Below are 25881 nucleotides of genomic sequence, written 5' to 3'. Positions count from 1 at the left end.
GCTCCCTAGGCGTTGGGGCGGTCCTTGGCCGCGGCGGCCCTGCGCATGGCGTCGAGCTGTTCCAGCAGGGGCATGGGGTCGGTGCCGATGGTGGCCGGGATGACGTCGGCCAGCCGTTCCGGCGTCCAGGGCCCGTCCTGCGACCAGGCGGAACGTATCTCCCTGGGCTGCGCCCACAGCGCGATCTTGGGGCCCGCGACCGTGTAGACCTGCCCGGTGGTGTCGGCGGCGCGGTCGGAGAGCAGGTAGACGACGAGCGCGGCGACGTCCTCCGGCTCACCGATCTCCTTCAGCTCCATGGGCACGCCCGCGGACATCCGGGTACGGGCCACGGGGGCCACGCAGTTGGCGGTGACGCCGTATTTGTTCAGGCCGAGGGCGGCGCTGCGGACGAGCGAGATGATGCCGCCCTTGGCGGCGGAGTAGTTGGCCTGCGAGACGCTGCCCTGGTGGTTGCCGCTGGTGAAGCCGATCAGCGTGCCGTGGCCCTGGCGGCGCATGACCGCGCTGGCGGCCCTGAAGACGGTGAACGTGCCCTTGAGGTGGGTGGCGATGACGGGGTCCCACTCGTCCTCCGCCATGTTGAAGAGCATGCGTTCGCGCAGGATGCCGGCGACGCAGACGACGCCGTCGAGCCGTCCCCAGCGGTCCGTCGCGGCCGACACAATCCTTTCGCCCGCCGCCATCGTGGACACGTCGTCGGCCACGGCGACCGCCTCGCCGCCCGCCGCCTCGATCTCCTTCACCACCGACTCGGCCACCTCGCCTGCCGGTTGGCCCGCGCCGTCCATGGCGACGCCGTAGTCGTTGACGACGACTTTCGATCCCTGCGCGGCGCAGGCGATGGCGACCGCGCGTCCGATGCCGCGCCCGGCGCCGGTGACGGCCACGACTTTTCCGGCCAGGAAGTTGCCCACGTCCCGCCCCTTCTCATCGTTTCTGACGGACCGTTAGATTTGACGGGTCGTTAGATATTACGAGTGCGGACCCCGTCCAGCACAAGACCCGTACACGACCGCGTACGCGACCCCTCACACGATCTGGAGAATCCGGTGGCCCTCCCCGACGCGTTCCTCGACATCGCCCGCCGGGTCAACAACTGGGGCCGCTGGGGCGCCGACGACGAGATCGGCACCCTCAACCTGATCACGGACGAGGTGGTGCGCGCCGCCGCCGCGACCGTACGCGGTGGCCGCCGCGTGCCGCTCGCGCTGCCGCTGCGGCAGGACGGCGTACAAACCGGGCTGATCCCCGGCCGGGTCAATCCGCTGCGCACGATGGTCGCGCTCAACCAGGAGATCTTCGGGCCCGGCACCATCGCGACCAGCGACGACGTGGTGACCCTCGGCCTTCAGGCCGGGACGCACTGGGACGGCCTCCCCCACGTCTCGCACTCGGGCCTGATCTACAACGGGCGCCCGGCCGACTCGGTGACCGCGCACGCGGGCGCCGCCTTCAGCGGCATCGAGAAGGTGACCTCCGTGGTGTCGCGCGGCGTGCTGCTGGACGTGGCGCGCGCGCTCGGCGTCGACCGGCTGCCCGGCGACCACGCCGTGACCCCGGAAGACCTCTGCGCGGCGGAGGAGTTGGCGGGCACGGCGGTACGGGCCGGGGATGTGGTGCTGGTGCGGACCGGCCAGATGCGGGCGTATCTCGGCGGCGACAAGGAGGCGTACGCGTATCCGTCGCCCGGCCTGTCGATCCGCACACCGGAGTGGTTCCACGCGCGGGATGTCGCGGCGGTCGCCAACGACACGCTGACCTTCGAGATCTTCCCGCCGGAGGTCGAGAACCTGTGGCTGGCGGTGCACGGGCTCGACCTGGTCGAGATGGGCATGCTCCAGGGCCAGAACTGGAATCTGGAGGGCCTGTCGGCGGCCTGCGCCGAGGAGGGGCGTTACGCGTTCTGGCTCGATGCCACGCCGGAGCCCTTCGTGGGCGGGACGGGCGCGCCGGTGGCTCCGGTGGCGGTCCTGTGAGCGGTGCGGTGGCCCTGACCCTGGCCCTGGCCCCTGGGATGGCACGGGGCAGACGGGGGTGCTGACGCTGGTGCTGGTCCTACGAGTCGGGCGCGCGGTGCGGTGGCTGTACGGCGGGGCGTGCGGTCCGACGCCCCCGCGTCCTAGGTGAGGACCGTGGCCTGACGGCGGTCGACCTCGCACCAGATCTGCTTGCCCCCGCCTTCCGGCTGCCAGCCCCAGCGGTCGGCGAGGCCGTCGACCAGCTCCAGGCCGCGACCGCCGGTCTCGTCGCGGTGCGCGTGCCGGGGGGCGGGCGGGGCCTCGCTGCTGTCGGACACCTCGACCCGCACCGGAGAGGCGGGCGCCGAGGGGAACAGCATCCGCAGGACGGCGGGGCAGCCGGTGTGCACCACCGCGTTCGTCACCAGCTCGGAGATGAGCAGGATCAACGTCTCCGCGACCGGCTCGTCGGCTCCTATACCCGAACCCACGAGCCGGGACCGCGCCCAGCGACGCGCCCGTCCCACCTCCGCGGGGTCCACACCGACCTCAAGCTGCACCTGAAGCACCTGCACCGCTCACACCATCCGAACCGGCGGACACAACGCCTCGCTTCTGCCCGAGATCACCGTGCGTGACCCCGGCACAACACAGCATGATTGACCTACAGTCACGCCAACAAGCGCTTCGGGCATATTCCAGCGCAACGGAGTACGTGTGCTGCATACTGTGCGGCACTTCCGACGGGGATTCGAACGCCCAGCCGTGACGCCCGTCCGACTCAGCCGGACGGCGCCTCTGGGCAGCCTGGAACCAACACGCACCCGATGGAGCGTACCCGAGGTGTTCGCCGACTCCACTGCGTGGCAAGTCACGCATCGGACACAACACCGTGCGGACACTCCGTAATCGGAGGGTCAGCGAACGGCCACGGTGTGTGCGCAGCGTCATCACAGCAGCCATTCGGCGAGCATGTCCTCGTCAGCCGCTGACTCCTGGCCGCACACGGAGGGTATCCAGGAGCGCTTGATGTGCAGCTGCACATCCGCCTCCCAGGTGAAGCCCATGCCGCCGAAGACCTGCAGGCAGTCGCGTGCGTTACGGGTCGCCGCCTCGTCGGCGAGCAGGCGCGCGGCGGCGGTCTCGTACGGGTCGGCGGTGACGGCCGCCGCGTAGAGCGCGGTACGGGCCAGTTCGGCGCGGACCAGCATCTCGGCGCAGAGGTGCTTGACCGCCTGGAAGGAGCCGATCGGTCGTCCGAACTGCTCCCGCTCCCGGGCGTGTTGCACTGCCATACGCACCATCCGCCCCGCGCTCCCCACCCGTTGCGCGGCCTCCAGCACGGCCGCCTCACGCCGTAACGCGACGGCTCGCGCGGGCACGGTCCCGCTCACCGTTATTTCTGATATGTCCGCCGCGGTGAGCAGATGCAGCGGGGTCAGCGGGTCCACCGACCGCAGCGGCTCGGCGTGCCGCCGTACGGCGGACGCCTCGGCGACCGTGACCGTGACTGCGGCCTCGGCCTCGGCCTCGGCCTCAGACGTATCGGTGCCAGTGCCGGTGCCGGTGCCGGTGCCGGTGCCGGTGAGGACGAGGACGGCGTCTGCCGCGTCGAGGTGGGCGACGGAGTGCGGACCCGCTCCCCTCGCGTCGAGCAGGGTGACCACGGCCTCGCCGGTCGCGGCCCCCGGTACCACTCCCGCCGCGAGGTGGGTGGCGGTCAGCGGGCCGGGCACCAGCGCGCCGCCCGCCTCCTCGAAGAGCAGCGCGGCCTCCGGCAGCCCGAGCCCGACGCCGCCGTCCGCCTCGGGCAGGCGCAGCCCGAAGAAGCCGGTCTCGCCGAGGGCTCGCCAGATGTCCCGTGGCGGGATGGCGGTACCGCCTTCCGCCTCGGCCGCGTCCACGGCGGCGCGCAGGGCGGTCCGGTCGAAGCGGGCGGCCAGCAGGTCCCGCAACGCGCCGACCAGGGCGCGCTGGTCGTCGGTCAGCCGGAAGTCCATGGCGGTGCGCTCCTCTCCGGTAACCCTCTCGGCTCCTTGGGCAGGCCAAGGACGCGTTCGGCGACGATGTTGCGCTGGATCTGCGAGGTGCCCGCGGCGATCGTGTAGGACAGCGAGCTGAGGCGTTCGACCGTCCACGGGTGGTCGGCGTCGGGGGCGAGGGGGCCGCGGACGGTGGCGGCGGTGTCGTAGAGGAGTTGCCTCGCCTGCGAGTAGCGGAGCTTGAAGACGGAGGCGCCGGTGCCGGGGACGGCGCTTCCGCCGGTGCGCAGGGCGTGCTGGGAGGCGCTGACGTTCCACTGGGTGAGGCGCCACAAGACGGAGAATTCGGCGGCGAGCCGGCCGAGCGCGCGGCGGACGGCGGGGTCGTCCCATGTGCCGTTGGCGCGGGCCGCGCGGGCGACCTCGCCGAGGGTGCGGCGACAGGCGACGACTTCGCCGACGAACGCCGTGCCGCGCTCGAAGGACAGCGTCACCATGGTGACCCGCCAGCCGTCGTCCTGCGCCCCCAATCGGTTGCCGACCGGCACCCGGACCTCGTCCAGGAACATCTCCGCGAATTCCGTCGATCCGGCGAGTGTCCGCAGCGGCCGTACCCGTACTCCCGGCGCGTCCATCGGCATCGCCAGCCAGCTGATGCCGTGGTGCTTGGGCGTGCCGTCGGCGCGCGGGGTGGTGCGCACCAACAGCTCGCACCAGTCGGCGACCTCGGCGTGCGAGGTCCAGATCTTGGAGCCGGTGACGACGTACGCGTCGCCGTCGCGGACCGCGCGGGTGCGCAGGGACGCGAGGTCGGAACCGGCGTCCGGCTCGCTGAACCCCTGGCACCACACCTCCTCGCCCCGCAGGATCGGCGGCAGCCAGCGGCGGCGCTGCCGCTCGGTGCCCTCGGCCGCGATGGTGGGCCCCGCGTGCAGCAGCCCGACGAAATTCGCGCCCACGTACGGCGCTCCGGCCCGCTCGGTCTCCTCCAGGTAGATCAGGTGCTGGGTGGGGGTGGCGCCGCGGCCCCCGGCGTCCTCGGGCCAGTGCAGTCCCGCGTATCCGGCGTCGTACAGCAGCCGCTGCCAGCCCGTGTCGTACGCGCGCCGTCCCGGCCAGTCGCGGGGGTCGGGTGGTGGAGGCAGGGTGGGCAGCGCTTTGCCGAGCCAGGCGCGCAGTCGGGCGCGGAACTCCTCTTCCTCGTCGGTGTATGCGAGGTCCACGGTCCGCTCACCCCGTTCCGTAGACGGGTTCCGGCGGGGTCGCCTCGGCGAGCAACGCGCCGACCACGGGACCGAGTTCGACCGGCCGCCAACGGCGTCCCACGTCGGTCCGCGGGCCGTGCCGCCAGCCGTCGGCGACCGATACGCCGCCGCCCTCGACCTCGAAGACCCGCCCGGTGACCTCGCGTGCCTCGGGTCCCGCGAGCCAGACGACCAGCGGGGAGACGTTGGCCGGGTGGTAGACGTCGAAGCCGGTGGCGGGCCGGGCGACCAGGTCCGGCATCGCCTGCTCGGTCATCCGCGTCCTGGCGGCGGGCGCGATGGCGTTGACGGTGACTCCGTAGCGCGCCAGCTCCACCGCCGCGACCTGGGTGAGCGCGGTGATCGCGGCTTTGGCGGCGGCGTAGTTGGCCTGTCCGACGCTGCCGAGCAGCCCCGCGCCCGAGGTCGTGTTGATCACGCTCGCGTTCACTTCCTCACCCGCCTTGCTCCGCTCCCGCCAGTGCGCCGCCGCGTGCCGCAGCGTCGCGAAGTGCCCCTTGAGATGGACCTGTACGACCGTGTCCCACTCCTCCTCCGTCATCGAGACCAGCATTCGGTCCCGCAGCACCCCCGCGTTGTTGACCAGCACGTCCAGCCGGCCCCAGTGCTCCACCGCCGCGTCCACCAGCGACCGCGCGCCCGCCCACTCACCGACCGACCGCTCGTGCGCGACCGCCTCACCGCCCGCCGCCCGGATCTCGGCCACCACCTCGGCGGCCGACTCCACGTCGTTGACGACGACCCGGGCGCCCTCGGCGGCGAAGGCCAGCGCGTGCTCTCTGCCGATCCCGCGCGCGGCCCCGGTGACGGCGACCACCAGGCCGTGGGCGATCCCGGCACCGCCGGCGGCTTCGCCAACCGCCTCACCGGTCAAGGTCGAGGCCCAGCATCCGGATGGCGTTGCCGCGCAGCAGCTTGTACGTGACCTCGTCCGACAGCCCCGCCATGTGGTCGGCGGCTACCTGCTTGGTATGGGGCCAGGTCGAGTCGACGTGCGGGTAGTCGGTCTCGAACATCGCGTTGTCCTCACCGATGGTGTCCAGCGAGGCGACACCGTGCATGTCGCGGAAGAAGCAGCAGTAGATCTGCCTGCGGTAGTACGTGGACGGCGGCTCCGGTATCAGGTCCTTGACCCCGCCCCAGGCCCGGTGCTCGCGCCACACGTCGTCGGCCCGCTCCAGCGCGTAGGGCACCCACCCCATCTGGCCCTCGCTGTAGGCCAGCGTCAGGCGCGGGAACTTCACCAGCACCCCGGAGAACAGGAAGTCCATCATCGACGCCATCGCGTTGTTGAAGCTCAGACTCGCCTGCACCGCCGGGGGCGCGTCGGGGGACGCGGCGGGCATCTGCGACGACGACCCGATGTGCATGTTCACCACCGTGCCGGTCTCCTCGCAGGCAGCGAAGAACGGGTCCCAGTAGCCGGAGTGGATCGACGGCAGCCCCAGATACGTCGGGATCTCGCTGAAGGTGACCGCCCGCACCCCCCGCGCGGCGTTGCGGCGGATCTCCGCCACCGCCAACTCCACGTCCCACAAAGGGATCAGGCACAACGGGATCAGCCGGCCCCCGCTGTCACCGCACCACTCCTCCACCATCCAGTCGTTGTAGGCCCGCACACACGCCAGGGCCACCTCCTTGTCGTGCGCCTCCGCGAACGTCTGCCCGCAAAACCGGGGGAAGGTGGGGAAGCAGAGGGATGCCTCGACGTGATTGAGGTCCATGTCCTTCAGCCGCTCGACCGGGTCCCAGCACCCGCGCCGCATCTGCTCCCTGGTGATCCCGTCGAGCGTCATCTCGTCCCGCGAGAACCCCACCGCCGCGATGATCCGCTTATACGGGAAGAACTCGCCCTCGTACTGCCACCAGTCGGTGAGCTGACCCTCGGGATCGGTGGTGAACCGGTACTTCCCGCCGATGTAGGCCAGTTCACCGATCCCCGCCGTCAGCGGCTGCGGTCCCCGCTCGCGGAACTTCTCCGGCAGCCAGGTCGAGAAGAGATGCGCGGGCTCGATGACATGGTCGTCGACGCTGATGATCCTGGGCAGTTCCATCGGCCACTCCCTCACTGCATCCGGATGACGCTTCCGATCGCCGATCTGACGAGGCATCTGATCTGATGGACCGTCAGATCTACCGTATCGACCCACCTCTGGACCGACAAGCGGCGGCGACTTACCCTTCTGAGAAATCTGACGCTTCGTCAGTTACGGTGCCGGGAGGCGATCGGCATGGATCCGACCATCGCGACACTCAGCGACTCCCGGACCCTGTGGGAGCTACTGGACCGCCGCGCCGCCCTCAGCCCCGACGCCCCCGTGCTGTTCGACACTGAGGACCGCCGCGTCACCTTCGGCGAACTGCGCGCACGGGCGCTGCGCGTGGCCGCCGGCCTGTACGGACTCGGGGTGCGGCCCGGCAGCCGCTTCGCCTGGCAACTGCCCACCCGCGTCGAGACCGTCGTCCTCTCCCTGGCCCTGGCCCGGCTCGGGGCGGTGCAGATCCCGGTCATCCCCATCTACCGCGACCGCGAGGTCGGTTACGCCCTCAGCCGCACACGGGCCGAGTTCTTCGCCGTACCCGGCACCTGGCGCGGCTTCGACTACACCGCCATGGCCGACCGCCTCGATCTCGCCGACCGCCCGTCCGTCCTGGTCGCCTACGACTCCCTTCCCGAAGGCGATCCCGGCGCCCTGCCCCCGCCGCCGTCCGACGGGACCACCGTCCGCTGGATCTACTGGACCTCGGGCACCACCTCGGACCCCAAGGGTGTGCTGCACTGCGACCGCGGTCTGATCGCGGGCGGTTCCTGTCTCGCCCACGCACTGGAGATGCGGCCCGAGGACATCGGTTCCATCGCCTTCCCCTTCGCTCACATCGGTGGACCCGACTATCTGGTGATGCTGCTGCTGTACGGCTTTCCGGCCCTGCTCCTCGAACAGTTCGCCCTCCCCGCCTCTCTGGACGCCTACCGGTCCCACGGCGTCACCATGGCCGGCGGCTCCACCGCCTTCTACTCGCTCTTCCTCACCGAGCAGCGCAAGCGGCCCGGCCGCACACTCATCCCCACCCTGCGGTTGCTCTCCGGAGGGGGCGCCCCCAAGCCGCCGGAGCTCTACCACGAGATCGTCCGGGAACTCGGCTGCGATCTCGCCCACGGTTACGGCATGACCGAGGCACCGATGATCACCATGGGCTCCCCCCGTGACACCGTCGGCCAAAGGGCCACCACCGAGGGCCGCCCGCCCGCCGCGATGGAGATCCGGATCGCCGACGACGGCGAGGTGCTGCTGCGCGGTGAGGCCGTGTGCCTCGGCTACACCGATCCCGCCTTGACCGCCGAAGCCTTCGACACCCAGGGCTACTTCCACACCGGTGACCTCGGCCGCCTCACCGAGACCGGTCATCTCGTCCTGACCGGGCGCCTGAAGGACGTCATCATCCGCAAGGGCGAGAACATCTCCGCCAAGGAGATCGAGGAACTCCTCTACCAGCACCCGGCGGTGGGCGACGTCGCCGTCATCGGCCTGCCGGATCCCGACCGTGGTGAACGCGTCTGCGCCGTGGTCGAACAGCCGCCGGGCGCCGATCCCCTCACCCTGGCCACCATTACCGACCACCTCCGCCGTTCGGGGCTCGCCGTCCACAAACTCCCCGAGCAACTGGAGATCGTGGACGCCCTGCCCCGCAACGAGACCCTGCGCAAGGTCCTCAAGTTCAAGCTCCGCGAGCGCTTCGCCGACACTCACGAGCGGCCGAACTGAGCGGACCGGCCGGCCAGGCCCCGACCGGCGGCGCGCGTCCCGCGCTCCTTCCTCCCCGCACCGCCCGTCACTCCTTGATTCCGGCGAAGAGATCGGTCTCCGGAAGCTTGGCCGGGATGTAGGAGCGGGCGAGAACGTAGTCCTCGGTGGGCCACAGGGCCCGTTCGAGGTCCCGGGGGTGGGAGAAGAAGGGGTTGTCCGGAGCGGCCTGGCTGGCGTGCGCGCGAAAGGCGCGGTCGCGGGTGGCGAAGTGGTCCTCGCAGCGGATCCGGGTCGTCGGGTGCAGCTCGACCGCCCAGTCGGGCCACTCGTCCAGCACCTGGCCCATCGAGGAGGAGAGCCCTCGGGCCGTCATGCCGTGGTGCAGGGTCTCGAACCAGGCGCGCGAGAAGGCCACTTGGTAGTACAGCTTCAGCGGTTGCCAGACCGGACCCACCAGCGGGAAGCGTGCCGAGTCCCCCGCCGCGTCGAACGCCTCGGCGGCGACGCGATGGGTCTGGACATGGTCCGGATGCGGATAGCCGCCGGATTCGTCGTAGGTGACGAGGACATGGGGCCGGAACTCCCGGACCACCGCGACCAGCCGCTCGGCCGCGACCAGCGGATCCTCGCGGGCGAAGCAGCCCTCCGGCAGCGCCTCGCCCTGCCCGGGCAGTCCCGAGTCGGAGAAACCGAGGAACCGTTGGCGCACCCCGAGGACGGCCGCCGCGGCGGCCATCTCCCGTCGTCGCACCTCCGGCAGCCGGGCCCTGACCTCCGGTGTGTCCAGCAGCGGGTTGAGCACGTCACCGCGCTCCCCGCCCGTGCAGGTCACGACCAGGACATCGACCCCATGGGCCGCGTAGTGCGCGAGCGTGGCGGCGCCCTTGCTGGACTCGTCGTCGGGGTGGGCGTGGACGGCCATCAGTCGGAGTGTCATCACGGTCTCCTCTTCCTCAATTTCTTGTGTTGGACCTAAAGTTAGGACGAACCCACTCAACCCGTCAAGTCTTTTTTTAGGTCCGACCTACTAAAGTGGGAACCATGGCCCAGCTCCGCGAGTTCAAGAAGCAACAGACCCGGCAGACCATCACCCACGCCGCCACCGCCCTCTTCGTCGAGCGGGGCTTCGAGGGGACGACAATCGCCGACGTCGCCGAGGCGGCCGGGGTCTCGAAGATGACCGTCACGAACTACTTCCCGCGCAAGGAGGACCTGTTCTTCGACATGCACGAAGAGGTGATCACCGGCCCCGCCCGCGCCTTCGCCGCCCGCCCCGTCGGCGAGTCCGCACTGGACGCGGTGCGCCGTGACTACCTCGAAGCGGTCGAGCGGCACGACGCGCTGCTCGGCTGGACCCAGCCCGGATTCACGCGGCTGATCGACGAGAGTCCGGTGCTGCGCGCCCGCCTCCGCGAGATGTACGACCACCAGGAGCAGGCACTGTCCGTCACGCTCGCCGAGGCCGTGGGCGACGAGCCGGACGCCTTCGAGCCGCGGCATGCTGCCGCCCAACTCAGCACGGTGCTCAGGCTGTTGTTCGGTGAGGCGCAGCACCGGGTGCGACAGGGCACGACCGAAAGGGAGTTGTTCGACGCGCTGGGGCGGATTGCGCGGGAGGCGTTCACGCGACTGGAGCCGTCATTGGGCGCGTACGCGGTGCGGGAGTCCCCGCACGAGTGAAGACGGACGGGAAGGAAAGAGGAAAGGAGAGGAATGGTGAAGGCGAGCGAAGTCGAGCGAGATTGGCCGAAAGGGGCCGCCGGCAGAGGCCGGTTCAGGCCGAGAGCGGCCTGGCGGTGTCGTCCGTCGCGGCTTCCAGATCCGGATAGACCTCGAAGAGCCGTCGTACGCCGAGGGCGGCCAGCACCCGGTTGACGTGCGCGCCGCCGCCGTAGCCCTCGGTGGGCGCCGTCACCATGGGAACGTCCTCGGGCAGCACGATGCGCAGGCGGCCCGCACAGGACCGCATCAGCCGCCGGGCACCGATCAGGACACCGACTCCGCTGGAATCGCAGAAGCGCACGTCAACGAGGTCGAGTACCACCCGGCGCCGCCCTGCGGCGACCGCGTCGTGAACCTTCTGCCGGACCGCGGGAGACGAGATCAGGTCCATCTCACCCGCGACCGTCACCACCACCCAGCCGTCTCGCTCGGCCTGGGTCACCAGCACCGGTTCCCACCTCGCCTCGCCGTCGACTTCAGGAACATCATCACCATGACCCTATGCCCGTTCTCCGTCGTAACTCTGCAATGTTCCGGTCACACCCGGATAACAGACCGCCAAAATCGATCACAGTCAGCAGCAGGTTGGTGCAAAGCGACGCACGTCGCAGGAGGTGCCCGTTACATTCGACCTGAGCGCATTCGGGCACGCTGAACACACTCGGCTACGGTCGGTGGCCGGGCAAGGGGCGACAGGGCAGGCGACGAGGCAAGGGGGCGGCAGATGGCGACACCCGCACCACCGCGCTGGGACCGCAAGATGCAGCAGCGGCTGGCGCGCGGTGAGGAAGCCGCACTCGGCGAGCTGTACGACCGGTACGCCTCACTTGTGCACGGCCTGGCCTATCGCGTGATGGACGACGACGACGCGGCCGACCTCATCACCCGCGAGGTGTTCGGCTACATCTGGGAAAATCCGGACGCCTACGACCCGAAGCACGGCTCGCTGCGGTCGTGGATCGCGACACTCACCCAGCGGCAGGCCGTGCACCGGCTGCGACAGCAGTCGAACCGGGGCCGTTCCACGCCGGACGAAGTGGAGGCCCGGGTACGCGAGGCCAACACGGCGGCCCGCGCCGACTTCATCGTCACCTCGATGCCCGCCCCGCTGCGCGCCGCCCTCGAACTGGCCTACCGGGAAAGGGTCGACTACCGCACCGCGGCGGCCGGGCTCGGGGTGAGCGAGGACGAGGCGCGCCGTCGGCTCCGGCTCGGGCTGCAACTGCTGTCCACGGCCATGGAACCGGGCGAGCAGGGCGACGACCACCCGCTGGATCCCCGGGGACAGCGAGGGCGACGATGAGCGGTCCCGCGTTCCACAACGGCGACGGCCCGCACGGCGGGGACGACGGCGAGCCGCGCGTCCCGTACCAGCGCGAGCAGCCCGAGACGCGGGAGACCGCGCACCGGCAGCCGCCCGCGGAGTCGCACCAGCCGATGCCCCAACTGCCGCACTACGACCACCGCACCCTCAAGTCGCTGCTCGGCGCGTGGGCGTTGTCGGTGTGCTCGCAGGACGAGGCGCTGGCGGTCGAAGTGCATCTGACGGACTGCGCCACCTGTGCGGATGAGGCGCTGCGACTGCGGGACGCGGTGGGTCTGCTGCACCAGGAGGATTCGCTCGACCTCGATCCGCTGCTGCGGGCACGGGTGTTGGAAGGCTGCCTCGGCCGTCGGCCGGCGCGTATCCCGGTGCCCGAGTGGGCCGGACCGTTCGACGCGGAGGCCGCCCGACTGGACGCGCTGCTGCGCGACCTCGGCGACGGCTACTGGAAGGCACCGGTCGAGCTGAAGTGGCACGACGGCGAGCAGCGGTCGACGGAGTTCACGGTCGCGCAGGTCATCGGTCATCTCACCGCCGTGGACAGCCTGATCGCCAGGTCGCTCGGGCTGCCGCCGGACGGCGGCGACCCGTCGGCGGACCCGCCGCGTTCCGGGCTCGGCGGCCTGGGCCTGGGCATCGGAATGGGCATCGCCTCCCGCGCCCGGCTGCGCAACGCCCGCACTATGGGCGACTTCCCGCTCACCCCGGTCGAGCGCACCGCCGCGCACTGGGCGACGCACAGCATGCTGCCCGGAGCGACCGTGCGCTCCCTGTGGCGCGAGCAGAGCCACAGCCTGGTGCGTACGGTCTCCTTCGCGGGCGGCGGCGCGGGCGGGCTCGATGTCGACTACGGCTCGTTCGCGCTGCCGCTGGAAGACGCCTTCCTGGACCGGGCCTTCGAGTGCTGGATCCACGCGTCGGACATCGCCGAGGCCGTGGACTATCCGTACGATCCCCCGGCGCCGCGCAATCTCAACCGCATCATCGACCTCGCCGCGCGGCTGCTGCCCGAGGCGCTGGCGGACCGGCGCAGGGCCGGTCTGACCACCTCGCCGACGCATCTGGTGACGGCCGGTACGCCGGGCCGTTCGCTGCTGCTCGAAGTCGAGGGCAAGGGCGGCGGCCAGTGGTATCTGCCGCTGGACTCGCCCGGCGCCGTCGCGTCGCCGGAGGAGATGGTCGCCCATGTGGCGATGGACTGCGTCGAGTTCTGCCAGTTGGCGGCGGGTCACATCGAGCCGGAGCGGATCGCGGTCGGCCAGATCGGCGACCGCGACGTCATCCGTGACGTGCTCTTCGCCACGGCGTCCCTGTCCCGCCTCTGAGACGGACGCCTCTGCCCTGACGAGGGCCGGCCGACGAGCCCGCTCGGACAGAGAGCTCAAGCGAAGAGCCCGGACAGAAGACTCAGGCGAAGAGCTCGGACAGAAGACTCAAGCAAAGAGCCCGCTCAGGCGAAGACGACCGTGCGGTGGCCGTTGAGCAGCACCCGGTGCTCGCTGTGCCACTTCACCGCGCGGGCCAGCGCCTGGCACTCCACATCGCGCCCGATGGCGACGAGCTGTTCCGGCGTGACCTCGTGGCCGACCCGCTCGACCTCCTGCTCGATGATCGGCCCCTCGTCGAGGTCGGCCGTCACATAGTGCGCGGTGGCGCCGATGAGCTTCACACCGCGGGCGTGCGCCTGGTGGTAGGGCTTGGCGCCCTTGAAGCTCGGCAGGAAGGAGTGGTGGATGTTGATGATCTGACCGGACAGCTCACGGCACAGGTTGTCGGAGATCACCTGCATGTAGCGCGCGAGCACGACGAGTTCGACGCCCTCCTTGCGCACGATCTCCAGCAGCCGCGCCTCGGCCTCGGCCTTGGTGTCCCTGGTGACCGGCACATGGTGGAAGGGAACGCCGTAGGAACCCACAAGTTCCTGGAAGTCGGTGTGGTTGGAGACCACGGCGGCGATCTCGACCGGCAGCGCGCCGATGCTCGTGCGGAAGAGCAGGTCGTTGAGGCAGTGCCCGAACTTGCTGACCATGAGCACGACCCGCATGCGCTCGTCTGACGGGTGGATCCGCCAGTCCATGTGGTACGCCTCGGCGATCGCCGCGAAGCTGGCGCGCAGCTTGTCCACGGTCACCGCCTGCTCGGCCGAGAAGTGCACCCGCATGAAGAACAGGCCGGTGTCCTGGTCGCCGAACTGCTGGCTGTCGACGATGTTGCAACCGGTCATGAAGAGATAGCTGGAGACCGCGTGCACGATGCCCTGTTTGTCCGGGCAGGACAGGGTGAGGACGTACTGTGGGTCTGGCTGCGGCGGCTGCTGTTCGGTCACGCCGTCAGCCTCGCACAAACCGACCCCCTCAGGTCGGACTGTCCGTCAAGCGGAACCCACGGATATCGCGCGCCAGGTGGCGCGGGGGAAAACAGGTGCCACCGGAAAACACGCACCAGGTGCGGCCCGGGGACGTACGAACATCCGACGGTCACGCCGACCGTATGTAGATCGCCAGCACCTCCAGCGAGCGCGGCGGCGTGTCCGGGTCGTCGCCGTCGGCGGCGGACATCCGTACGTGGGCGTCGCGGGCGGCGCGGACCGCCTCCGGCCAGGCGTGGTGGTCGAGATAGGCGGCGACAGGTGCGTCGGCGCCCACCTGGTGCAGGATTTTGAGGACGCGCAGCACGGCGACGTCGACGAGCGCGGCCTCCTGCGAGTCGCGGAAGATCGTGCCCACGTACTTCTCGGCGGACCAGTTGTCGAGCCAGGTGTCCTCGACGAGCCGGTACACGGCGTCCGTGACGTCCCCGTATCCCTCGCGGCCGGTCTGCCAGACCTCCCGCTGGAACACCGGGTCGCTGATCATGTGCAGCGCGGAGCGCACATTGCTGCGCCAGCGCCACCAGGGCATGTCATTGAGCGGCATGCCCCCCATCGTGGAGGAGTGACGGCCGCGACGGGAAGACTTCTCCGAACCTTGCACAATGGCGCATCGTACGTTCTCCACCGACGCCACCCGTAATTCACCTGATAGTGACCGTCCGTTCGCTTGTGGTCACCCCGGCGTTGGGTGCGGGCCGGAATCTTCGCATGACATGAGGGAACGGCGTATCCGCAGGGTCCGCACGGCTGCCGTCGCGCTGCTGGCCACAAGTGCGCTGCTCAGCGGGTGCGGTGTGCTTCCCGGAGGTTCGGGCGGCTCCACGGGACCGCTCGTCGTGATGACGTGGGCGCCGGTCGACACGAAATCGACCAATATGCCGGGAATGCTCGCCATGGCGCAGGCATTCGAGAAGTACACCAACGAGCAGGGCGGTCTCAACGGCCGCAAATTGAAGGTGCTGACCTGCAACGAACGCCATGACGCGGTCGCCGTCACGGACTGCGCGCAGCAGGCGGCGAAGGCGGGCGCGGTCGCGGTTGTCGGTTCCTACAGCGAAGAGGGCGGCAGTTTCACCACCGCCCTGGAGTCGAACGGCATCCCGTACATCGGCGGCTACGGCATCACCGCCGACGAGTTCCAGAGCCTGCTGTCGTACCCGGTCAACGGCGGTCTGCCCGCGCTGCTGGCGGGCAGCGGACGGCAGTTGGCGGACCTGTGCAAGAAGGTCAATCTGGTACGGCCGGACACGATCACCGGTGACCAGTTCCCGATCTTCCTCGACCAGGGGCTCAAGAGCGGCGGCCGGCCGCCCGCGCGCGACATGCTCACGGCCGACGACTCCAACGACTACACCGACATCGCCACCGCCGCGGTCGGCAACAACAAGCCCTCCACCTGCGTCTCCGCGGTGCTCGGCGACCGCACCAGCACCTTCTTCGACTCCCTGCGCCGGGTCGGCGAGGAGCAGCCGAAAGTGCGGCTGTCCTCGGTGCTCGGCAGCGTGCAGCAGTCGGTGGTGGACTCGACCGGCGGCGCGGGCAGCCCGCTGGAGAACGCGTACGTGACCGGCTGGTACCCGCCCGCGTCCGACGCCAAGTGGGCCGAGATGAAGTCGGTGGTGAAGAAGTACGCGTTCGGCGACGACCGGATCGACGTCGCCGACCCGGGGGTGCAGACCACCTGGGTCGCGTACACCGTCTTCGCCAAGGTGGTGCGGGCGATGGACGAGAAGGTCAGCGTGAACGCGGACAATCTGCACCGCGCGATGGACATCACGACCCACCTGTCGACCGCCGGCCTCACCCCGGATCTCGGCTGGACGCAGACCGATCTGCTGGGCATCCCGAGCCACTCCCGGATGGTGAACTCCAAGGTCACTTATCAGGTGGTACGCGACGGGCGGCTCGTGCTGGCGCGGCCGGGCTTCGTGGACCTGACCAAGACGCTCCGGCAGAACTCGTCCGCGCAGAACTGACCACCCCCGAGCGGCCCGTACGACCCCGAGCGCCCCGTCCAGGACGCGCGCGCCCTCACACCCCCGCCGCGTACCGCCAGAAGTCCCGCATCACCTGGGGCGGCGTCGGGCCGGTCATCGAGCGCTGCGTGAAGAGGATGCTGACAGCGCCGGTCGAGGGCGTGACATGCGCCGTGGTGCCGCTGCCGCCGACCCAGCCGTAGCGGCCGAGGACGTTCCAGGGGTCGGTCTCCGCGACGTCCACCGAGCCGCCGAAGCCCCACCCCTGGCCTTCGAGGAACAGCTCGCTCGCGTCGCGCTGGGACCGCGTCAGGTGGTCGGTGGCCATCATCCGTACCGACCGCGCGGACAGCAGCCTGCGGCCGTCCACGGTCCCCTCGGCGAGCAGCATGCGGGCGAAGGCGAACCAGTCGTCGACGGTCGAGACGAGGCCGCCCGCGCCCGAGGTGAAACCGGGCGCCTTGGTCCACTCCTCGCCCGGCGCGTCCGACAGTTCGATACCGCCGTCCGCGCCCGTCCCGTAGGCGCTGGTCAGCCGGTCGAGCGCGGTCGCGGCCACGGTGAAGCCGGTGTCGGCCATGCCGAGCGGTTCGAAGATCCGCTCGGCGAGGAACTCGGCGAAGGAGCGGCCCGAGACCCGGGCGATCAACGCGCCCTGGATGTCCGAGCCGGTGTTGTACAGCCAGGCGTCTCCCGGCTGGTGGAGCATCGGGATACGGGCCAGCGCCGCCAGCCAGTCGTCGGGGCCCGCGAAGCCCGACAGCCGCGCCGGGCCCTGCTTCAGCTCGGTGAACAGCGGTTGCAGGGCGGGGAGTGAGAAGTCGCTGGGCATGCCGTACCCGGCCCTGAAGGTGAGCACGTCGGCCACGGTGACTGGCCGGGCGGCCGGGACCACGTCGTCGACCGGGGCGTCCGGGGTGCGGACGACGACCGGCGCGGCCAGTTCCGGCAGCCAGGTCGCGATGGGGTCGTCCAGCGCGATCCGGCCGTCGTCGACGAGCATCATCACGGCGGCGGCGGTGATCGGTTTGCTGACGGAGGCGATCCGGAAGATCGCGTCCCTGGCCATCGGCACGGCGCCCTCGAGGTGCGCGGAACCGACCGCTGCGACCTCCACCCGGTCGCCGCGTGCCACCAGACCCACCGCACCCGGAATCGTGCCGTTGTCGATGTACGGCTCCAGGACGCCGCGCAGGCCCGCCGCCGGATCGGTCGTGGAACTGTTCGTGGGATGCGTCATCGGTCCACCTCTCGCGTGGTGCGGTCGAGAGGAAGACTGCCGCGTCGGCGCGGATTCATCGGTCGGGCGCGGACGTGTCGGCTCCGTCACCGTCCGTCCGTGTACGCACGCATATAAGCGCACGGGAGCGCACAGGCGGGCAAGGAAACGCGCGGTGACGCGTATACGCGCGTGGCCCCGTCAACCAACGGCCCCGCGGCTCAGAGCTGGCTGTACTGCCGCTCGGTGAGCCCGTACTGCTTCGCTATGGCGTTCCACAACCGGACCGCGCGCTTCTTCTGCTCGGTGGCGGTGCCGCTCTCGCGGTTGCCGTCCTGGGCCTCGCCGGTGCTGCGGGCGTGGCCGCCCTTGCAGACGCTGTGGTTGTGCGCGGCCTGGTCGGCCCAGTTCGCGTAGTGGCCGTCCGCGGCGGCCGAGGCCTGCCACGCCTTGGTGAGGGCTTCGGTCAGGTCGGCGTGGTTGGGCAGCTTGTCCACCGACAGGCTGCCGAGCTGGGTGACCAGGCCGGTGCGCTGGGTGGCGGCGGACCGCAGGTCGGCGGCGGCGGGCCCGAGATTCTTGCAGTTCTTGATCGACTCGACCGCGCTCACCACGGAGCTGCGGCTGTTGCCGCTGGTCTTCAGCAGCGCGTCGAGGCCCTGCGCCTGCTGCTTGACGGCGTCGTCGGCCGCGGAGTCGGTGCTGCCGCTCGCGGACGTGCTCGGCGCGGAGGACGCCGGGGTGCCGCTCTTCGACGCGGTGTTGTCCGTCTTGGCGTCGCCGCCCTTGTTCAACAGCCCGCCGACCACGAGGCCCGCGACCACGCACCCGGCGACGACGATGCCGATCACCATGAGGGGCGACAGCCTGCGGCGCGGACCGTCGTCCTGACCGTGCCCGCCGTCGTAGCCGTAACCGGGGTCGTACGGCTGCTGCGGGGGCTGGCCCATGCCGCCCTGCTGCTGCCCGTACTGCTTCTGTTGCTGTTGCTGTTGCTGGGACGGCGGCTGGATGATCCGCTGGCGCAGCGGTTCCGGGCCGGGCACGTCGCTGCGGAACAGGTGGTCGTAGTCGCTGTCGTGCTGCGGCCCCGTCTGGGGCTGCTCCTCGTACCCGCCGCCCTGGCCCTGACCCTGACCCTGGCCCTGACCTTGGTCGTACGACTGCTGGCCGTACTGCTGCTGGCCGCCGTACGACTGCTGCTGGTCGTACCCCTGCTGCCCGTAGCCGTCGTAAGGCTGCTCGAAGGACTGCTCGTACGGCTGCTGCGGGGGCGGGGACTGCGGGCCGCCGTACTGCGGCTGCTGTTCCTGCTGGTCGCGGTCCTGGAAGATGGACAGCGGCAGCGCCTGGGTGGCGTCGGCGGCCTGCTGCTGCGGGGCCGCGGGCGGCGCCTGCGGCGGGACGGGCGGCAGCGGCGGTACGGGGCCCGGCCCCTGGCTCGCGGCGGCCATCGGCATGCCGGGGTCGCCGCCGGGGTACGGGGGCAGCATTTGCGTGGCGTCGGCCACCGGGACGGCGGGCGGCGGCATGCTCCCGGGATACGGCGGCAGCATCTGGGTGGCGTCGGCGGGCTCGGGCAGCGGGGCGGGCTCGCCCCAGGGGGAGCCGCCGGCCGGCTGCACATGTTCCCCGTAGGGCGGCTGCTGCCGCCCCGCGGGCACCACGACGCCCCGGTACGCCTCAGGCGTCTCCTCGCCGCGTCCGTCGGTGTGCATCGCCGCTGACTCCCGCCTATGCCCTGTCGTCCGTTGCCGGATCCTTCCGAACCATCCGCCAACGCTACCGGGTTAACCGGACCATCAACCACGTACCCGAACGAGTGAACGTCATGACACACCGAGAGGGCGGAAGTACCGGGCGTACCGGGCCCGTTCCCGCAAGGTCTCTCCAGCGCTTTGGCCACCGCGCGGGGACGCGGTGTCGGTCGCGTAACGATTCGGTGATGGTCCGCTATGCGGCGTCCTGTTCCTCCAGACGGGCGCCGAACTCGCGGACCACGGGCTCCGCCGCGTAGGGCTCCAGGCGGCGGCGGAAGTCGTCCAGGTACTCCGCGCCGCGGTTGGAGCGCAGACCGGACAGAAGGGTGACGGCGCGGGTGCCCGTGTTGCAGGCCTCTTCCAGTTCGCGCTGCTGCACCTGGGCGTCGGCGAGCAGCAGCATGTCGATGGCACGGCGCCTGGTGCGCGATTCGGGGTGCGCGGCGAGCGCTTCCTCCGCGCGGCGCGCGGCGGGCGCGGCCTGGCCGAGGTCGCGGTGACAGTGCGCCAGTTCGTCGGCGAGGTAGGCGTGGTCGAAGTGGGCGATCCAGGGCGGGTCGTCGTCGGGCCGGGAGTGTTCCATGGACTCGACCGCGAGGTTGGCCACGGTCGCGAAGGTGCGGGCGTCGCCGAGCAGCGCGTGGCCGCGGGCCTCCGCGGCGTAGAACATCGCCTCCGCCGTGGGTGTCACCTGGCCGCGGGCGCCTTCCTGTGCTGCGCGGGCGAGTTGGGCGATCTCGCGCGGGTTGCCGAGCGAGGCGGCGAGGTGGCTCATGCTGGCCGCGAGGATGTAGCCGCCGTAGCCGCGGTCGCCCGCCGCCTGGGCCAGGCGCAGCGCCTGGATGTAGTAGCGCTGGGCGAGTCCGGGCTGTCCGGTGTCGACGGCCATGTAGCCCGCCAGTTCGGTCAACCGCGCGACGGCGCCGAAGAGTTCCCTGCCGACCTGGTCGCGGTAGGTGCCCGCGAGTAACCCGGACACCACGCTGTTGAGGTAGTGGACGACGACCGGGCGGACGTGTCCGCTGCCGAAGCGGTGGTCCAGGTCGGTGAGCGCCTGCGTCGTCGCCTTGACGGCCTCGACGTCCGACATGCCCACCCTGGCACCGCCGTTGCGGGCGACGCCCTGGTCGGGGCGGGTGATCAGCCAGTCGCGGCTGGGCTCGACGAGGGCGGAGGCGGCGACCGTGGAGCCGGTGAGGAAGTCGCGGCGGCCGACGTCGCTGCGCCACAGCTCGCAGACCTGCTCGATCGCGCCGAGGACGGTCGGCGCGAAGTGCAGACCTATGCCGGTGGCCAGGTTCTTGCCGTTGGCCATGCCGATCTCGTCGATGGACACGGCGCGTCCCAGCTTGCGGCCGATCGCCTCGGCGATGATGGCCGGGGCCCGGCCGCGCGGCTGCTGACCCCGCAGCCAGCGGGCCACGGACGTCTTGTCGTACCGCAGGTCGAGGCCGTGTTCGGCGCCGCACATGTTGACCCTGCGGGCGAGCCCGGCGTTGGAGCAGCCGGCCTCCTGGATAAGTGCCTGAAGCCGTTCGTTCGGTTGCCGAGCCACGAGCGGTCGTGCGGCCATCAATTCCCCCACTTCGACGATGCGTACCTCGTCCTGGTGACAGGTGCCCATCTCATCACCGAAAAATGCCCTGTTAGAGCGGCATTTCATGTCGTTTTCGCCTTTAGCGGAACGAGCGGAACGACACGCGGACCCCAAGTGACTACCCGAATACGGGCCCGGATCGCGCACGCGCCCCCGGGCGTGCACCAGTGCGCCCGCCATGAGCCGAGGGGCCGGCCCCCGTAACTCACGCTGACGAGGGAAGTTGTGCAGCGCGTGGAAGACACCATCGGAGCACCGCGGCAGCTCACCGCCCAACTTCTCGACACGGCCGTCCGATACGCGCAGGAGCGGCACTGGGACGTGCTCCCTGGCTCCTGGATCGAGGACGACACGGGCGGCCCCGCGCTGTGCTCCTGCGCGTCTCCCACCTGCCCTGCTCCCGGCGCCCACCCGACCCGGCCCGACTGGGCGGCGCACGCCAGCGGCAGCGCCGACGCGGTACGGCGCATGTGGGGCAAGCAGCCGCGCGCCTCGGTCCTGTTGCCGACAGGCCGTACGTTCGACGCCGTCGACGTGCCGGAGGTGGCGGGGTGCCTGGCGCTGGCCAGGATGGAGCGGATGGATCTGCCGCTGGGCCCGGTGATCTGCACGCCCGACCGCAGGCTGGTCTTCTTCGTCCTGCCCGGCGCCACTGTCAAGGTGCCCGATCTGCTGCGGAAGCTGGGCTGGGCGCCCGGCTCGCTCGACCTGCGGGTGCGCGGCGAGGGCGACTGGATCGCCGCGCCGCCGACACGGACGGGGCCGGGCGCCTCGGTGCAGTGGGCGCGGCAGCCGACCGCCCTGAACCGGTGGCTGCCGGACGTCGAGGAGCTGCTGAGCCCGCTGGCGTACGCGTGCGGGCGGGAGTTGGCGGCGGCGAGGGGCCGCTGACCCCTGTTCGGAGGCTCACGCTCCCGAGTTCTTCGGTCACTGTCAGTGGTCGCGTCTAGGGTTGTCGGACGTAGACCTTCGCGCGTCGTCCGACCAGCGGCGCGCCGGGGGCAGGGGCGCGAGACGGGGAGAGGTGCCGCCATGTCGGAGCCGCAGAGGTCGCAGGGGGAGCAGGAGTCGCAGCGGAAGCTGACGCCGTACCGGCCGGTGCCGTACGGGAGGACCGCCGAGGAGGTGTCCGAGGCGGCCGGAGACACCGATCCGGTCGCTGTGCGTGTGCGCGGGCTGTGGAAGCGGTTCGGCGAGCAAGTGGCCGTGGCCGGGATCGATCTGGAGCTGCCCGCGGGCCGCTTCATCGGCCTGGTGGGGCCGAACGGGGCGGGGAAGACGACCTCGCTCTCCATGATCACCGGCCTGCTGCGGCCGGACGACGGCAGTGTGCGGATCGTGGGCCACGACGTGTGGACGGACCCGGTCGGCGTGAAGTCCAGGATCGGCGTGCTGCCGGAGGGTCTGCGGCTGTTCGAGCGGCTGTCGGGACGTGAACTGCTCGGCTATACGGGTCGGTTGCGCGGTCTGCCGGGCGCCGAGGTCGACAAGCGCGCCGGTCAGCTCCTCGACGTCCTGGACCTGTCGGCCGCGCAGAACAAGCTGGTCGTCGACTACTCCACCGGTATGCGGAAGAAGATCGGCCTGGCCGCCGCCCTGCTGCACAATCCCGAAGTCCTCTTCCTCGACGAGCCGTTCGAGGGCGTCGACCCGGTGTCCGCGCAGGTCATCCGCGGTGTGCTGGAGCGCTATACGGAGTCAGGCGGCACGGTCGTCTTCTCCTCGCACGTGATGGAGCTGGTGGAGAGCCTGTGCGACTGGGTCGCGGTCATGGCCGCGGGCAAGATCGTGGCGCGCGGCCCGCTCGCCGAGGTGCGCGGCACCGCTCCCTCGCTCCAGGACGCCTTCTTGTCGCTGGTGGGCGCCGACCGGCGCGACGGGCAGGCGCTCGACTGGCTGAGCGGCGGCAAGTGATGACCACCTCGGCCACCGCCCCGCTCGCCGCTCCCGCGCCGCCGCCCCCGCCGGGTCGCGGTTCCTCGCTCACGCCGGTCTTCGTACGGCTCAAGCTCACCCTCTTCCGCAACGGCCTGCGCCGGTCCACCGGCCGGACGGTCGGCTGGTCCCTCGGCGTCGCCTTCGCGATGCTGTACGCGCTCGGCATGGGCGCCGGAATGGTCGCGCTGCGGAACAACCACTACGCACCGTCCGCCGCCGTCACGGTGACGGTCGTCCTGGTCGTGGGCTGGGCGATCATGCCGCTGTTCTTCTTCGGCGGCGACGACACGCTCGACCCGACCCGGCTGGCGATGCTGCCGCTACGGCCGCGCCCGCTGATAACGGCGCTGTTGGTGTCGTCGCTGATCGGCGTCGGTCCGCTCTTCACACTGCTGGTGTCGACCGGTGCGGTCGTCGCGGTCGCGCACGGCGGGGCCGCGTGGGTCGTCGCGGTCGTGGCCGTGGCCCTGACGCTGCTGCTGTGCGTGGCGCTGTCGCGGGCGGTGGCCGCCGCCAACACCCGGCTGCTGACCAGCCGCAAGGGCCGCGACCTGGCCCTGCTCAGCGGTCTGTTCGTGGCGGTGGGTGCCCAGCTCGTCAACCTCGGCGTCAACTCGTTGTCGTCCGACGGCGGTCTGCACCGGGCGACCTCGGTGGCGTCCGTACTGCGCTGGATTCCGCCCGCGCCCGCCGTGGACGCGGTGCGTTCGACGGCGCGCGGGTCGTACGGCCTGGCCGTCGTGCAACTGGCCCTCACCGTCGCCGTGCTGGCGCTGGTCCTGCGCTGGTGGCACGCCAGCCTGCACCGGCTGATGGTCTCGCCCGACGCGTCCACGCTCCAGGCGGCGCCGGAGCGCGAGGGGTCGAAGGCGCGGGGCGGGGCGGCGGCGGGCCCTTCGCTGCCGGCCCGGCTGCTGCCCGGACGGCTGGTGGGCGGCCGGACGGCCACGGTGATGGAGCGGCAGTTCCGGTACCTGTGGCGCGACCCGAGGTCGAAGGCGGCGTGGGCGACCGGGCTGGCCGTCGGGCTGCTGCTGCCGCTGGTCGCGGTGGTGCAGCACGGCACCGTCTACCAGTGCCTGTGGGCGGCGGGGCTGCTCGGCATGCAGATGTACAACCAGTTCGGCATGGACGGCTCCGCTTTCTGGACGGTGTCGGCGACGATCACCACCCGCAGGGACGCGGCGCTCGAACTGCGCGGCCGGGCGCTGACGTTGGCCGCCATCGCCGTGCCGTACGTCACCGTCGTCACCACCGGCGCGGCGCTGCTGCTCCACCGAGTGTCGGCGCTGCCCGAGACGCTGGGGCTGTCCTTCGCCTTCCTGGGCGCGCTCATCGCGACCGGCAGTTACGCGAGCGTCCGCTACCCGTACGCGCTCCCGCAGGACAACCCGTTCGCCAACGCGGCGCCCGGCCAGGGCGGTCTCGTCGCGCTGAACGTCGTCGGCGGCACCTTCAGCGGCGCGGCCCTGTCGCTACCGGTGATCGCGCTGACCCTCGCCCTCCACTTCAACGATCTCCATTCGCTGCTGTGGGTGGTGCTCCCGGTGGGCGCGCTGTACGGGCTCGCGGTCGCGGCGGTCTCGCTGCGGTTCACCGCTCCGCGGCTGCTCGATCGTCTTCCGGAGATCCTGGGGGTGGTGGCGAAGGCGTGACGGACGGGGCCGGTGGCAGGTGGTCGTTGAGGGCGGTGCCGTCCTTGCCTGCCCGGCCTGTGCTGCCGTCCTTGCCTGCCCGGCCTGTGCTGCCGTCCTTGCCTGCCCGGACTGTGCTGCTTTTCCTGTCGGCGGTGCCGGCCGTGTCGATGCCGTCCGCTCGGTCGGCGCGGCGCCGCGGGCCGCGCCATTCCGCGATCCAGTAGAGCAGCGCGAGGGCGGGCAGGGCGGCGCCGAGCAGGGCCACCGAGGTCCAGCCACCGGCGTGGTAGGCGTAGGAACCAGCCTGTGATCCGACCGCGCCGCCGACGAAGAAGGTGGCCATGAAGGCGCTGTTGAGCCGGGACCTGGCCTGGCCGTCGAGCCGGTAGATCACCTGCTGGCCGAGGATCAGGGTCGTCTGCACGGCCATGTCGAGGAGCACCGCGGCGGCACCGAGCGCGATGACGCTGTGCCGTCCCACCCCGGCGAGGCCGAAGGCCAGGGCCGCGGTGACGAAGGCGACGGCCGTCATCGGCCGGACCAGGCCGCGGTCGGCCCAGCGTCCGGCGAGCGGTGCCACCAGTGCGCCGCCCGCGCCCGCGAGCGCGAAGAGGCCGACCTGCCACTGGCTGTAGTTGAAGGGATCGCTGGTCAGAACGAAGGAGATGGTGGTCCAGAAGACGCTGAAGGCGCCGAACATCGCGGCCTGGTACAGCGCCCTGCGCCGCAGCGCCGGATGGACGCGCAGCAGGCGGGCGGTGGAGCGCAGCAGCAGCCCGTACGACAGCGTGGCGGCGTCGGCTCCGGGAGCGCGGCGCGGCAGGGACCTGCGCAGTACCAGGGTCAGTACGGTCATCAGCCCGGCCGAGGTCAGGTAGACGACCCGCCAGCTGGTCGCGTCCGCCAGCAGGCTGCCGAAGGTACGGGACAGCAGGATGCCGGTCAGCAGGCCGCTCATCACCTGCCCGACGACCTTGCCGCGGCTCTCGTCCGGCGCGAGGTCGGCGGCGAAGGGCACGAGGATCTGGGCGACGACGAGCGTCGTGCCGACGATCAGCAGCGCGGCGAGCAGGACGGCGAAGCCCGGTGCGAGACCGGCCAGCACCAGACCGGCGATGGTGAGGGCGAGCAGGACGGTGGCGAGGCGGCGCTTCTCGATGACGTCGCCGAGCGGGACGATGAGCAGCAGGCCGGCGGCGTAACCGAGTTGGGAGACGGTGACGAGGCTGCCCGCGGCGACCGCGCCGATCCCGAACGCCTGGCGCAGCTCGCTGAGCAGCGGCTGCGCGTAGTAGAGGTTGGCGACGGTCAGACCGCAGGCCACGGCGAGCAGGACGATGAGGCGGCGGGGCGGGCCCGGCACGGGGACCGGTGTGGCGCCGA

The 25881-nt window shown here is 71.1% G+C and carries 23 protein-coding genes; 9 read left to right on the top strand and 14 right to left on the bottom strand.

Translation table 11 applies throughout. From position 1 onward, the window contains the following. Window positions 1-5: 5 nt before the first annotated feature. Window positions 6-917: an SDR family oxidoreductase gene (locus tag ACIQCJ_RS04665; RefSeq protein WP_391043173.1), complete on the bottom strand. Its 912-nt coding sequence runs from the start codon at window positions 915-917 to the stop codon at window positions 6-8. Between the two features lie 135 nt (window positions 918-1052). Between ACIQCJ_RS04665 and ACIQCJ_RS04660 the strand changes: the two genes are divergently transcribed. Next, window positions 1053-1979: a cyclase family protein gene (locus ACIQCJ_RS04660; protein ID WP_401856212.1), complete on the top strand. Its 927-nt coding sequence runs from the start codon at window positions 1053-1055 to the stop codon at window positions 1977-1979. A 143-nt stretch (window positions 1980-2122) separates the two neighbouring features. Here ACIQCJ_RS04660 and ACIQCJ_RS04655 read toward each other — a convergent pair whose 3' ends face one another. The 5 genes from ACIQCJ_RS04655 to ACIQCJ_RS04635 form a co-directional block, all read right to left on the bottom strand. Beyond that, complete coding sequence (locus ACIQCJ_RS04655; protein WP_402710678.1) at window positions 2123-2536, bottom strand: ATP-binding protein; 414 nt, start codon at window positions 2534-2536, stop codon at window positions 2123-2125. Between the two features lie 375 nt (window positions 2537-2911). Then, window positions 2912-3961, bottom strand: a complete 1050-nt coding sequence (locus ACIQCJ_RS04650; RefSeq protein WP_402710677.1) for an acyl-CoA dehydrogenase family protein — start codon at window positions 3959-3961, stop codon at window positions 2912-2914. Then, window positions 3946-5166 (bottom strand): acyl-CoA dehydrogenase family protein, encoded by a 1221-nt coding sequence (locus tag ACIQCJ_RS04645; RefSeq protein ID WP_402710676.1) that lies wholly within the window; start codon window positions 5164-5166, stop codon window positions 3946-3948. Before ACIQCJ_RS04645 ends, ACIQCJ_RS04650 begins: the two co-directional genes overlap by 16 nt. A 7-nt stretch (window positions 5167-5173) precedes the next feature. Further along, complete coding sequence (locus ACIQCJ_RS04640) at window positions 5174-6082, bottom strand: SDR family oxidoreductase (RefSeq protein WP_401716473.1); 909 nt, start codon at window positions 6080-6082, stop codon at window positions 5174-5176. After that, on the bottom strand, window positions 6072-7262 hold the full coding sequence (locus ACIQCJ_RS04635) for an amidohydrolase family protein (protein ID WP_401310667.1): 1191 nt from the start codon (window positions 7260-7262) through the stop codon (window positions 6072-6074). Before ACIQCJ_RS04635 ends, ACIQCJ_RS04640 begins: the two co-directional genes overlap by 11 nt. Window positions 7263-7439: 177 nt before the next feature. On the opposite strand from ACIQCJ_RS04635, the gene ACIQCJ_RS04630 reads away from it, so the two are divergent. Continuing rightward, on the top strand, window positions 7440-8972 hold the full coding sequence (locus tag ACIQCJ_RS04630) for a class I adenylate-forming enzyme family protein (protein WP_402710675.1): 1533 nt from the start codon (window positions 7440-7442) through the stop codon (window positions 8970-8972). Window positions 8973-9039: 67 nt separating this feature from the next. Here ACIQCJ_RS04630 and mca read toward each other — a convergent pair whose 3' ends face one another. Further along, window positions 9040-9891, bottom strand: coding sequence for a mycothiol conjugate amidase Mca (mca, locus tag ACIQCJ_RS04625; protein WP_402710674.1), 852 nt, complete (start codon window positions 9889-9891; stop codon window positions 9040-9042). 104 nt (window positions 9892-9995) lie between these two features. Here mca and ACIQCJ_RS04620 point away from each other — a divergent pair, with 104 nt between their 5' ends. After that, complete coding sequence (locus tag ACIQCJ_RS04620; protein ID WP_402710673.1) at window positions 9996-10634, top strand: TetR/AcrR family transcriptional regulator; 639 nt, start codon at window positions 9996-9998, stop codon at window positions 10632-10634. A gap of 94 nt (window positions 10635-10728) precedes the next feature. Here the strand turns inward: ACIQCJ_RS04620 and ACIQCJ_RS04615 are convergent, their stop codons facing one another. Continuing rightward, a complete protein-coding gene (locus ACIQCJ_RS04615; protein WP_402710856.1) occupies window positions 10729-11118 on the bottom strand; it encodes an STAS domain-containing protein in 390 nt (129 codons plus the stop codon). A gap of 282 nt (window positions 11119-11400) precedes the next feature. On the opposite strand from ACIQCJ_RS04615, the gene ACIQCJ_RS04610 reads away from it, so the two are divergent. Both ACIQCJ_RS04610 and ACIQCJ_RS04605 read left to right on the top strand, forming a co-directional pair. Then, entirely contained in the window at window positions 11401-11979 is a 579-nt protein-coding gene (locus ACIQCJ_RS04610) for a sigma-70 family RNA polymerase sigma factor (protein ID WP_355337555.1), read from the top strand. Further along, on the top strand, window positions 11976-13325 hold the full coding sequence (locus ACIQCJ_RS04605) for a maleylpyruvate isomerase N-terminal domain-containing protein (RefSeq protein ID WP_355337552.1): 1350 nt from the start codon (window positions 11976-11978) through the stop codon (window positions 13323-13325). The genes ACIQCJ_RS04610 and ACIQCJ_RS04605 overlap by 4 nt, the downstream gene beginning before the upstream one ends. Window positions 13326-13450: 125 nt before the next feature. Here ACIQCJ_RS04605 and purU read toward each other — a convergent pair whose 3' ends face one another. Both purU and ACIQCJ_RS04595 read right to left on the bottom strand, forming a co-directional pair. Further along, window positions 13451-14326 (bottom strand): formyltetrahydrofolate deformylase, encoded by an 876-nt coding sequence (gene purU, locus ACIQCJ_RS04600; RefSeq protein ID WP_188279924.1) that lies wholly within the window; start codon window positions 14324-14326, stop codon window positions 13451-13453. Window positions 14327-14477: 151 nt separating this feature from the next. Then, window positions 14478-14924 carry a hypothetical protein gene (locus tag ACIQCJ_RS04595; protein WP_355337548.1) on the bottom strand — a complete coding sequence of 149 codons (447 nt, stop codon included), beginning with the start codon at window positions 14922-14924 and terminating at the stop codon, window positions 14478-14480. Window positions 14925-15084: 160 nt separating this feature from the next. On the opposite strand from ACIQCJ_RS04595, the gene ACIQCJ_RS04590 reads away from it, so the two are divergent. Beyond that, complete coding sequence (locus ACIQCJ_RS04590) at window positions 15085-16347, top strand: ABC transporter substrate-binding protein (RefSeq protein WP_402710672.1); 1263 nt, start codon at window positions 15085-15087, stop codon at window positions 16345-16347. A gap of 55 nt (window positions 16348-16402) precedes the next feature. Here ACIQCJ_RS04590 and ACIQCJ_RS04585 read toward each other — a convergent pair whose 3' ends face one another. The 3 genes from ACIQCJ_RS04585 to ACIQCJ_RS04575 form a co-directional block, all read right to left on the bottom strand. Continuing rightward, window positions 16403-17587 carry a serine hydrolase domain-containing protein gene (locus tag ACIQCJ_RS04585; RefSeq protein ID WP_402710671.1) on the bottom strand — a complete coding sequence of 395 codons (1185 nt, stop codon included), beginning with the start codon at window positions 17585-17587 and terminating at the stop codon, window positions 16403-16405. Between the two features lie 200 nt (window positions 17588-17787). Then, window positions 17788-19284 (bottom strand): hypothetical protein, encoded by a 1497-nt coding sequence (locus ACIQCJ_RS04580; RefSeq protein WP_402710670.1) that lies wholly within the window; start codon window positions 19282-19284, stop codon window positions 17788-17790. A gap of 235 nt (window positions 19285-19519) precedes the next feature. Next, window positions 19520-20899, bottom strand: coding sequence for a transcriptional regulator (locus ACIQCJ_RS04575; RefSeq protein WP_188279929.1), 1380 nt, complete (start codon window positions 20897-20899; stop codon window positions 19520-19522). Window positions 20900-21157: 258 nt separating this feature from the next. On the opposite strand from ACIQCJ_RS04575, the gene ACIQCJ_RS04570 reads away from it, so the two are divergent. The 3 genes from ACIQCJ_RS04570 to ACIQCJ_RS04560 all read left to right on the top strand — a co-directional run bounded on the left by ACIQCJ_RS04570 (window position 21158) and on the right by ACIQCJ_RS04560 (window position 24516). After that, a complete protein-coding gene (locus ACIQCJ_RS04570) occupies window positions 21158-21814 on the top strand; it encodes a bifunctional DNA primase/polymerase (RefSeq protein WP_391043148.1) in 657 nt (218 codons plus the stop codon). Window positions 21815-21955: 141 nt separating this feature from the next. After that, entirely contained in the window at window positions 21956-22837 is an 882-nt protein-coding gene (locus ACIQCJ_RS04565; RefSeq protein WP_391043145.1) for an ATP-binding cassette domain-containing protein, read from the top strand. After that, window positions 22837-24516, top strand: coding sequence for a transporter (locus ACIQCJ_RS04560; RefSeq protein ID WP_391162455.1), 1680 nt, complete (start codon window positions 22837-22839; stop codon window positions 24514-24516). The genes ACIQCJ_RS04565 and ACIQCJ_RS04560 overlap by 1 nt, the downstream gene beginning before the upstream one ends. Here the strand turns inward: ACIQCJ_RS04560 and ACIQCJ_RS04555 are convergent. Beyond that, the gene (locus ACIQCJ_RS04555; protein ID WP_402710669.1) at window positions 24455-25861 is read right to left on the bottom strand and encodes an MFS transporter; all 1407 of its coding nucleotides are present in this window, start codon (window positions 25859-25861) and stop codon (window positions 24455-24457) included. The genes ACIQCJ_RS04560 and ACIQCJ_RS04555 overlap by 62 nt on opposite strands. Window positions 25862-25881 lie beyond the last annotated feature (20 nt).

Source organism: Streptomyces sp. NPDC093221 (assembly GCF_044753885.1).
GTDB lineage: Bacteria > Actinomycetota > Actinomycetes > Streptomycetales > Streptomycetaceae > Actinacidiphila.
The sequence above is the reverse complement of the archived record's forward strand: the minus strand, read 5'-3'. Positions and strand labels throughout refer to the sequence as shown.

Excerpts from the sequence above, each read along its gene's own strand:
- ACIQCJ_RS04590 (WP_402710672.1), top strand. The coding sequence starts at position 15,085 with ATGAGGGAACGGCGTATCCGCAGGGTCCGCACGGCTGCCGTCGCGCTG.
- mca (WP_402710674.1), bottom strand. The coding sequence starts at position 9,891 with ATGACACTCCGACTGATGGCCGTCCACGCCCACCCCGACGACGAGTCC.
- ACIQCJ_RS04620 (WP_402710673.1), top strand. The coding sequence starts at position 9,996 with ATGGCCCAGCTCCGCGAGTTCAAGAAGCAACAGACCCGGCAGACCATC.
- ACIQCJ_RS04560 (WP_391162455.1), top strand. The coding sequence starts at position 22,837 with ATGACCACCTCGGCCACCGCCCCGCTCGCCGCTCCCGCGCCGCCGCCC.
- ACIQCJ_RS04585 (WP_402710671.1), bottom strand. The coding sequence starts at position 17,587 with ATGACGCATCCCACGAACAGTTCCACGACCGATCCGGCGGCGGGCCTG.
- ACIQCJ_RS04610 (WP_355337555.1), top strand. The coding sequence starts at position 11,401 with ATGGCGACACCCGCACCACCGCGCTGGGACCGCAAGATGCAGCAGCGG.
- ACIQCJ_RS04565 (WP_391043145.1), top strand. The coding sequence starts at position 21,956 with ATGTCGGAGCCGCAGAGGTCGCAGGGGGAGCAGGAGTCGCAGCGGAAG.
- ACIQCJ_RS04595 (WP_355337548.1), bottom strand. The coding sequence starts at position 14,924 with ATGGGGGGCATGCCGCTCAATGACATGCCCTGGTGGCGCTGGCGCAGC.
- ACIQCJ_RS04650 (WP_402710677.1), bottom strand. The coding sequence starts at position 3,961 with ATGGACTTCCGGCTGACCGACGACCAGCGCGCCCTGGTCGGCGCGTTG.
- ACIQCJ_RS04580 (WP_402710670.1), bottom strand. The coding sequence starts at position 19,284 with ATGCACACCGACGGACGCGGCGAGGAGACGCCTGAGGCGTACCGGGGC.
- ACIQCJ_RS04635 (WP_401310667.1), bottom strand. The coding sequence starts at position 7,262 with ATGGAACTGCCCAGGATCATCAGCGTCGACGACCATGTCATCGAGCCC.
- ACIQCJ_RS04605 (WP_355337552.1), top strand. The coding sequence starts at position 11,976 with ATGAGCGGTCCCGCGTTCCACAACGGCGACGGCCCGCACGGCGGGGAC.
- ACIQCJ_RS04575 (WP_188279929.1), bottom strand. The coding sequence starts at position 20,899 with ATGGCCGCACGACCGCTCGTGGCTCGGCAACCGAACGAACGGCTTCAG.
- ACIQCJ_RS04630 (WP_402710675.1), top strand. The coding sequence starts at position 7,440 with ATGGATCCGACCATCGCGACACTCAGCGACTCCCGGACCCTGTGGGAG.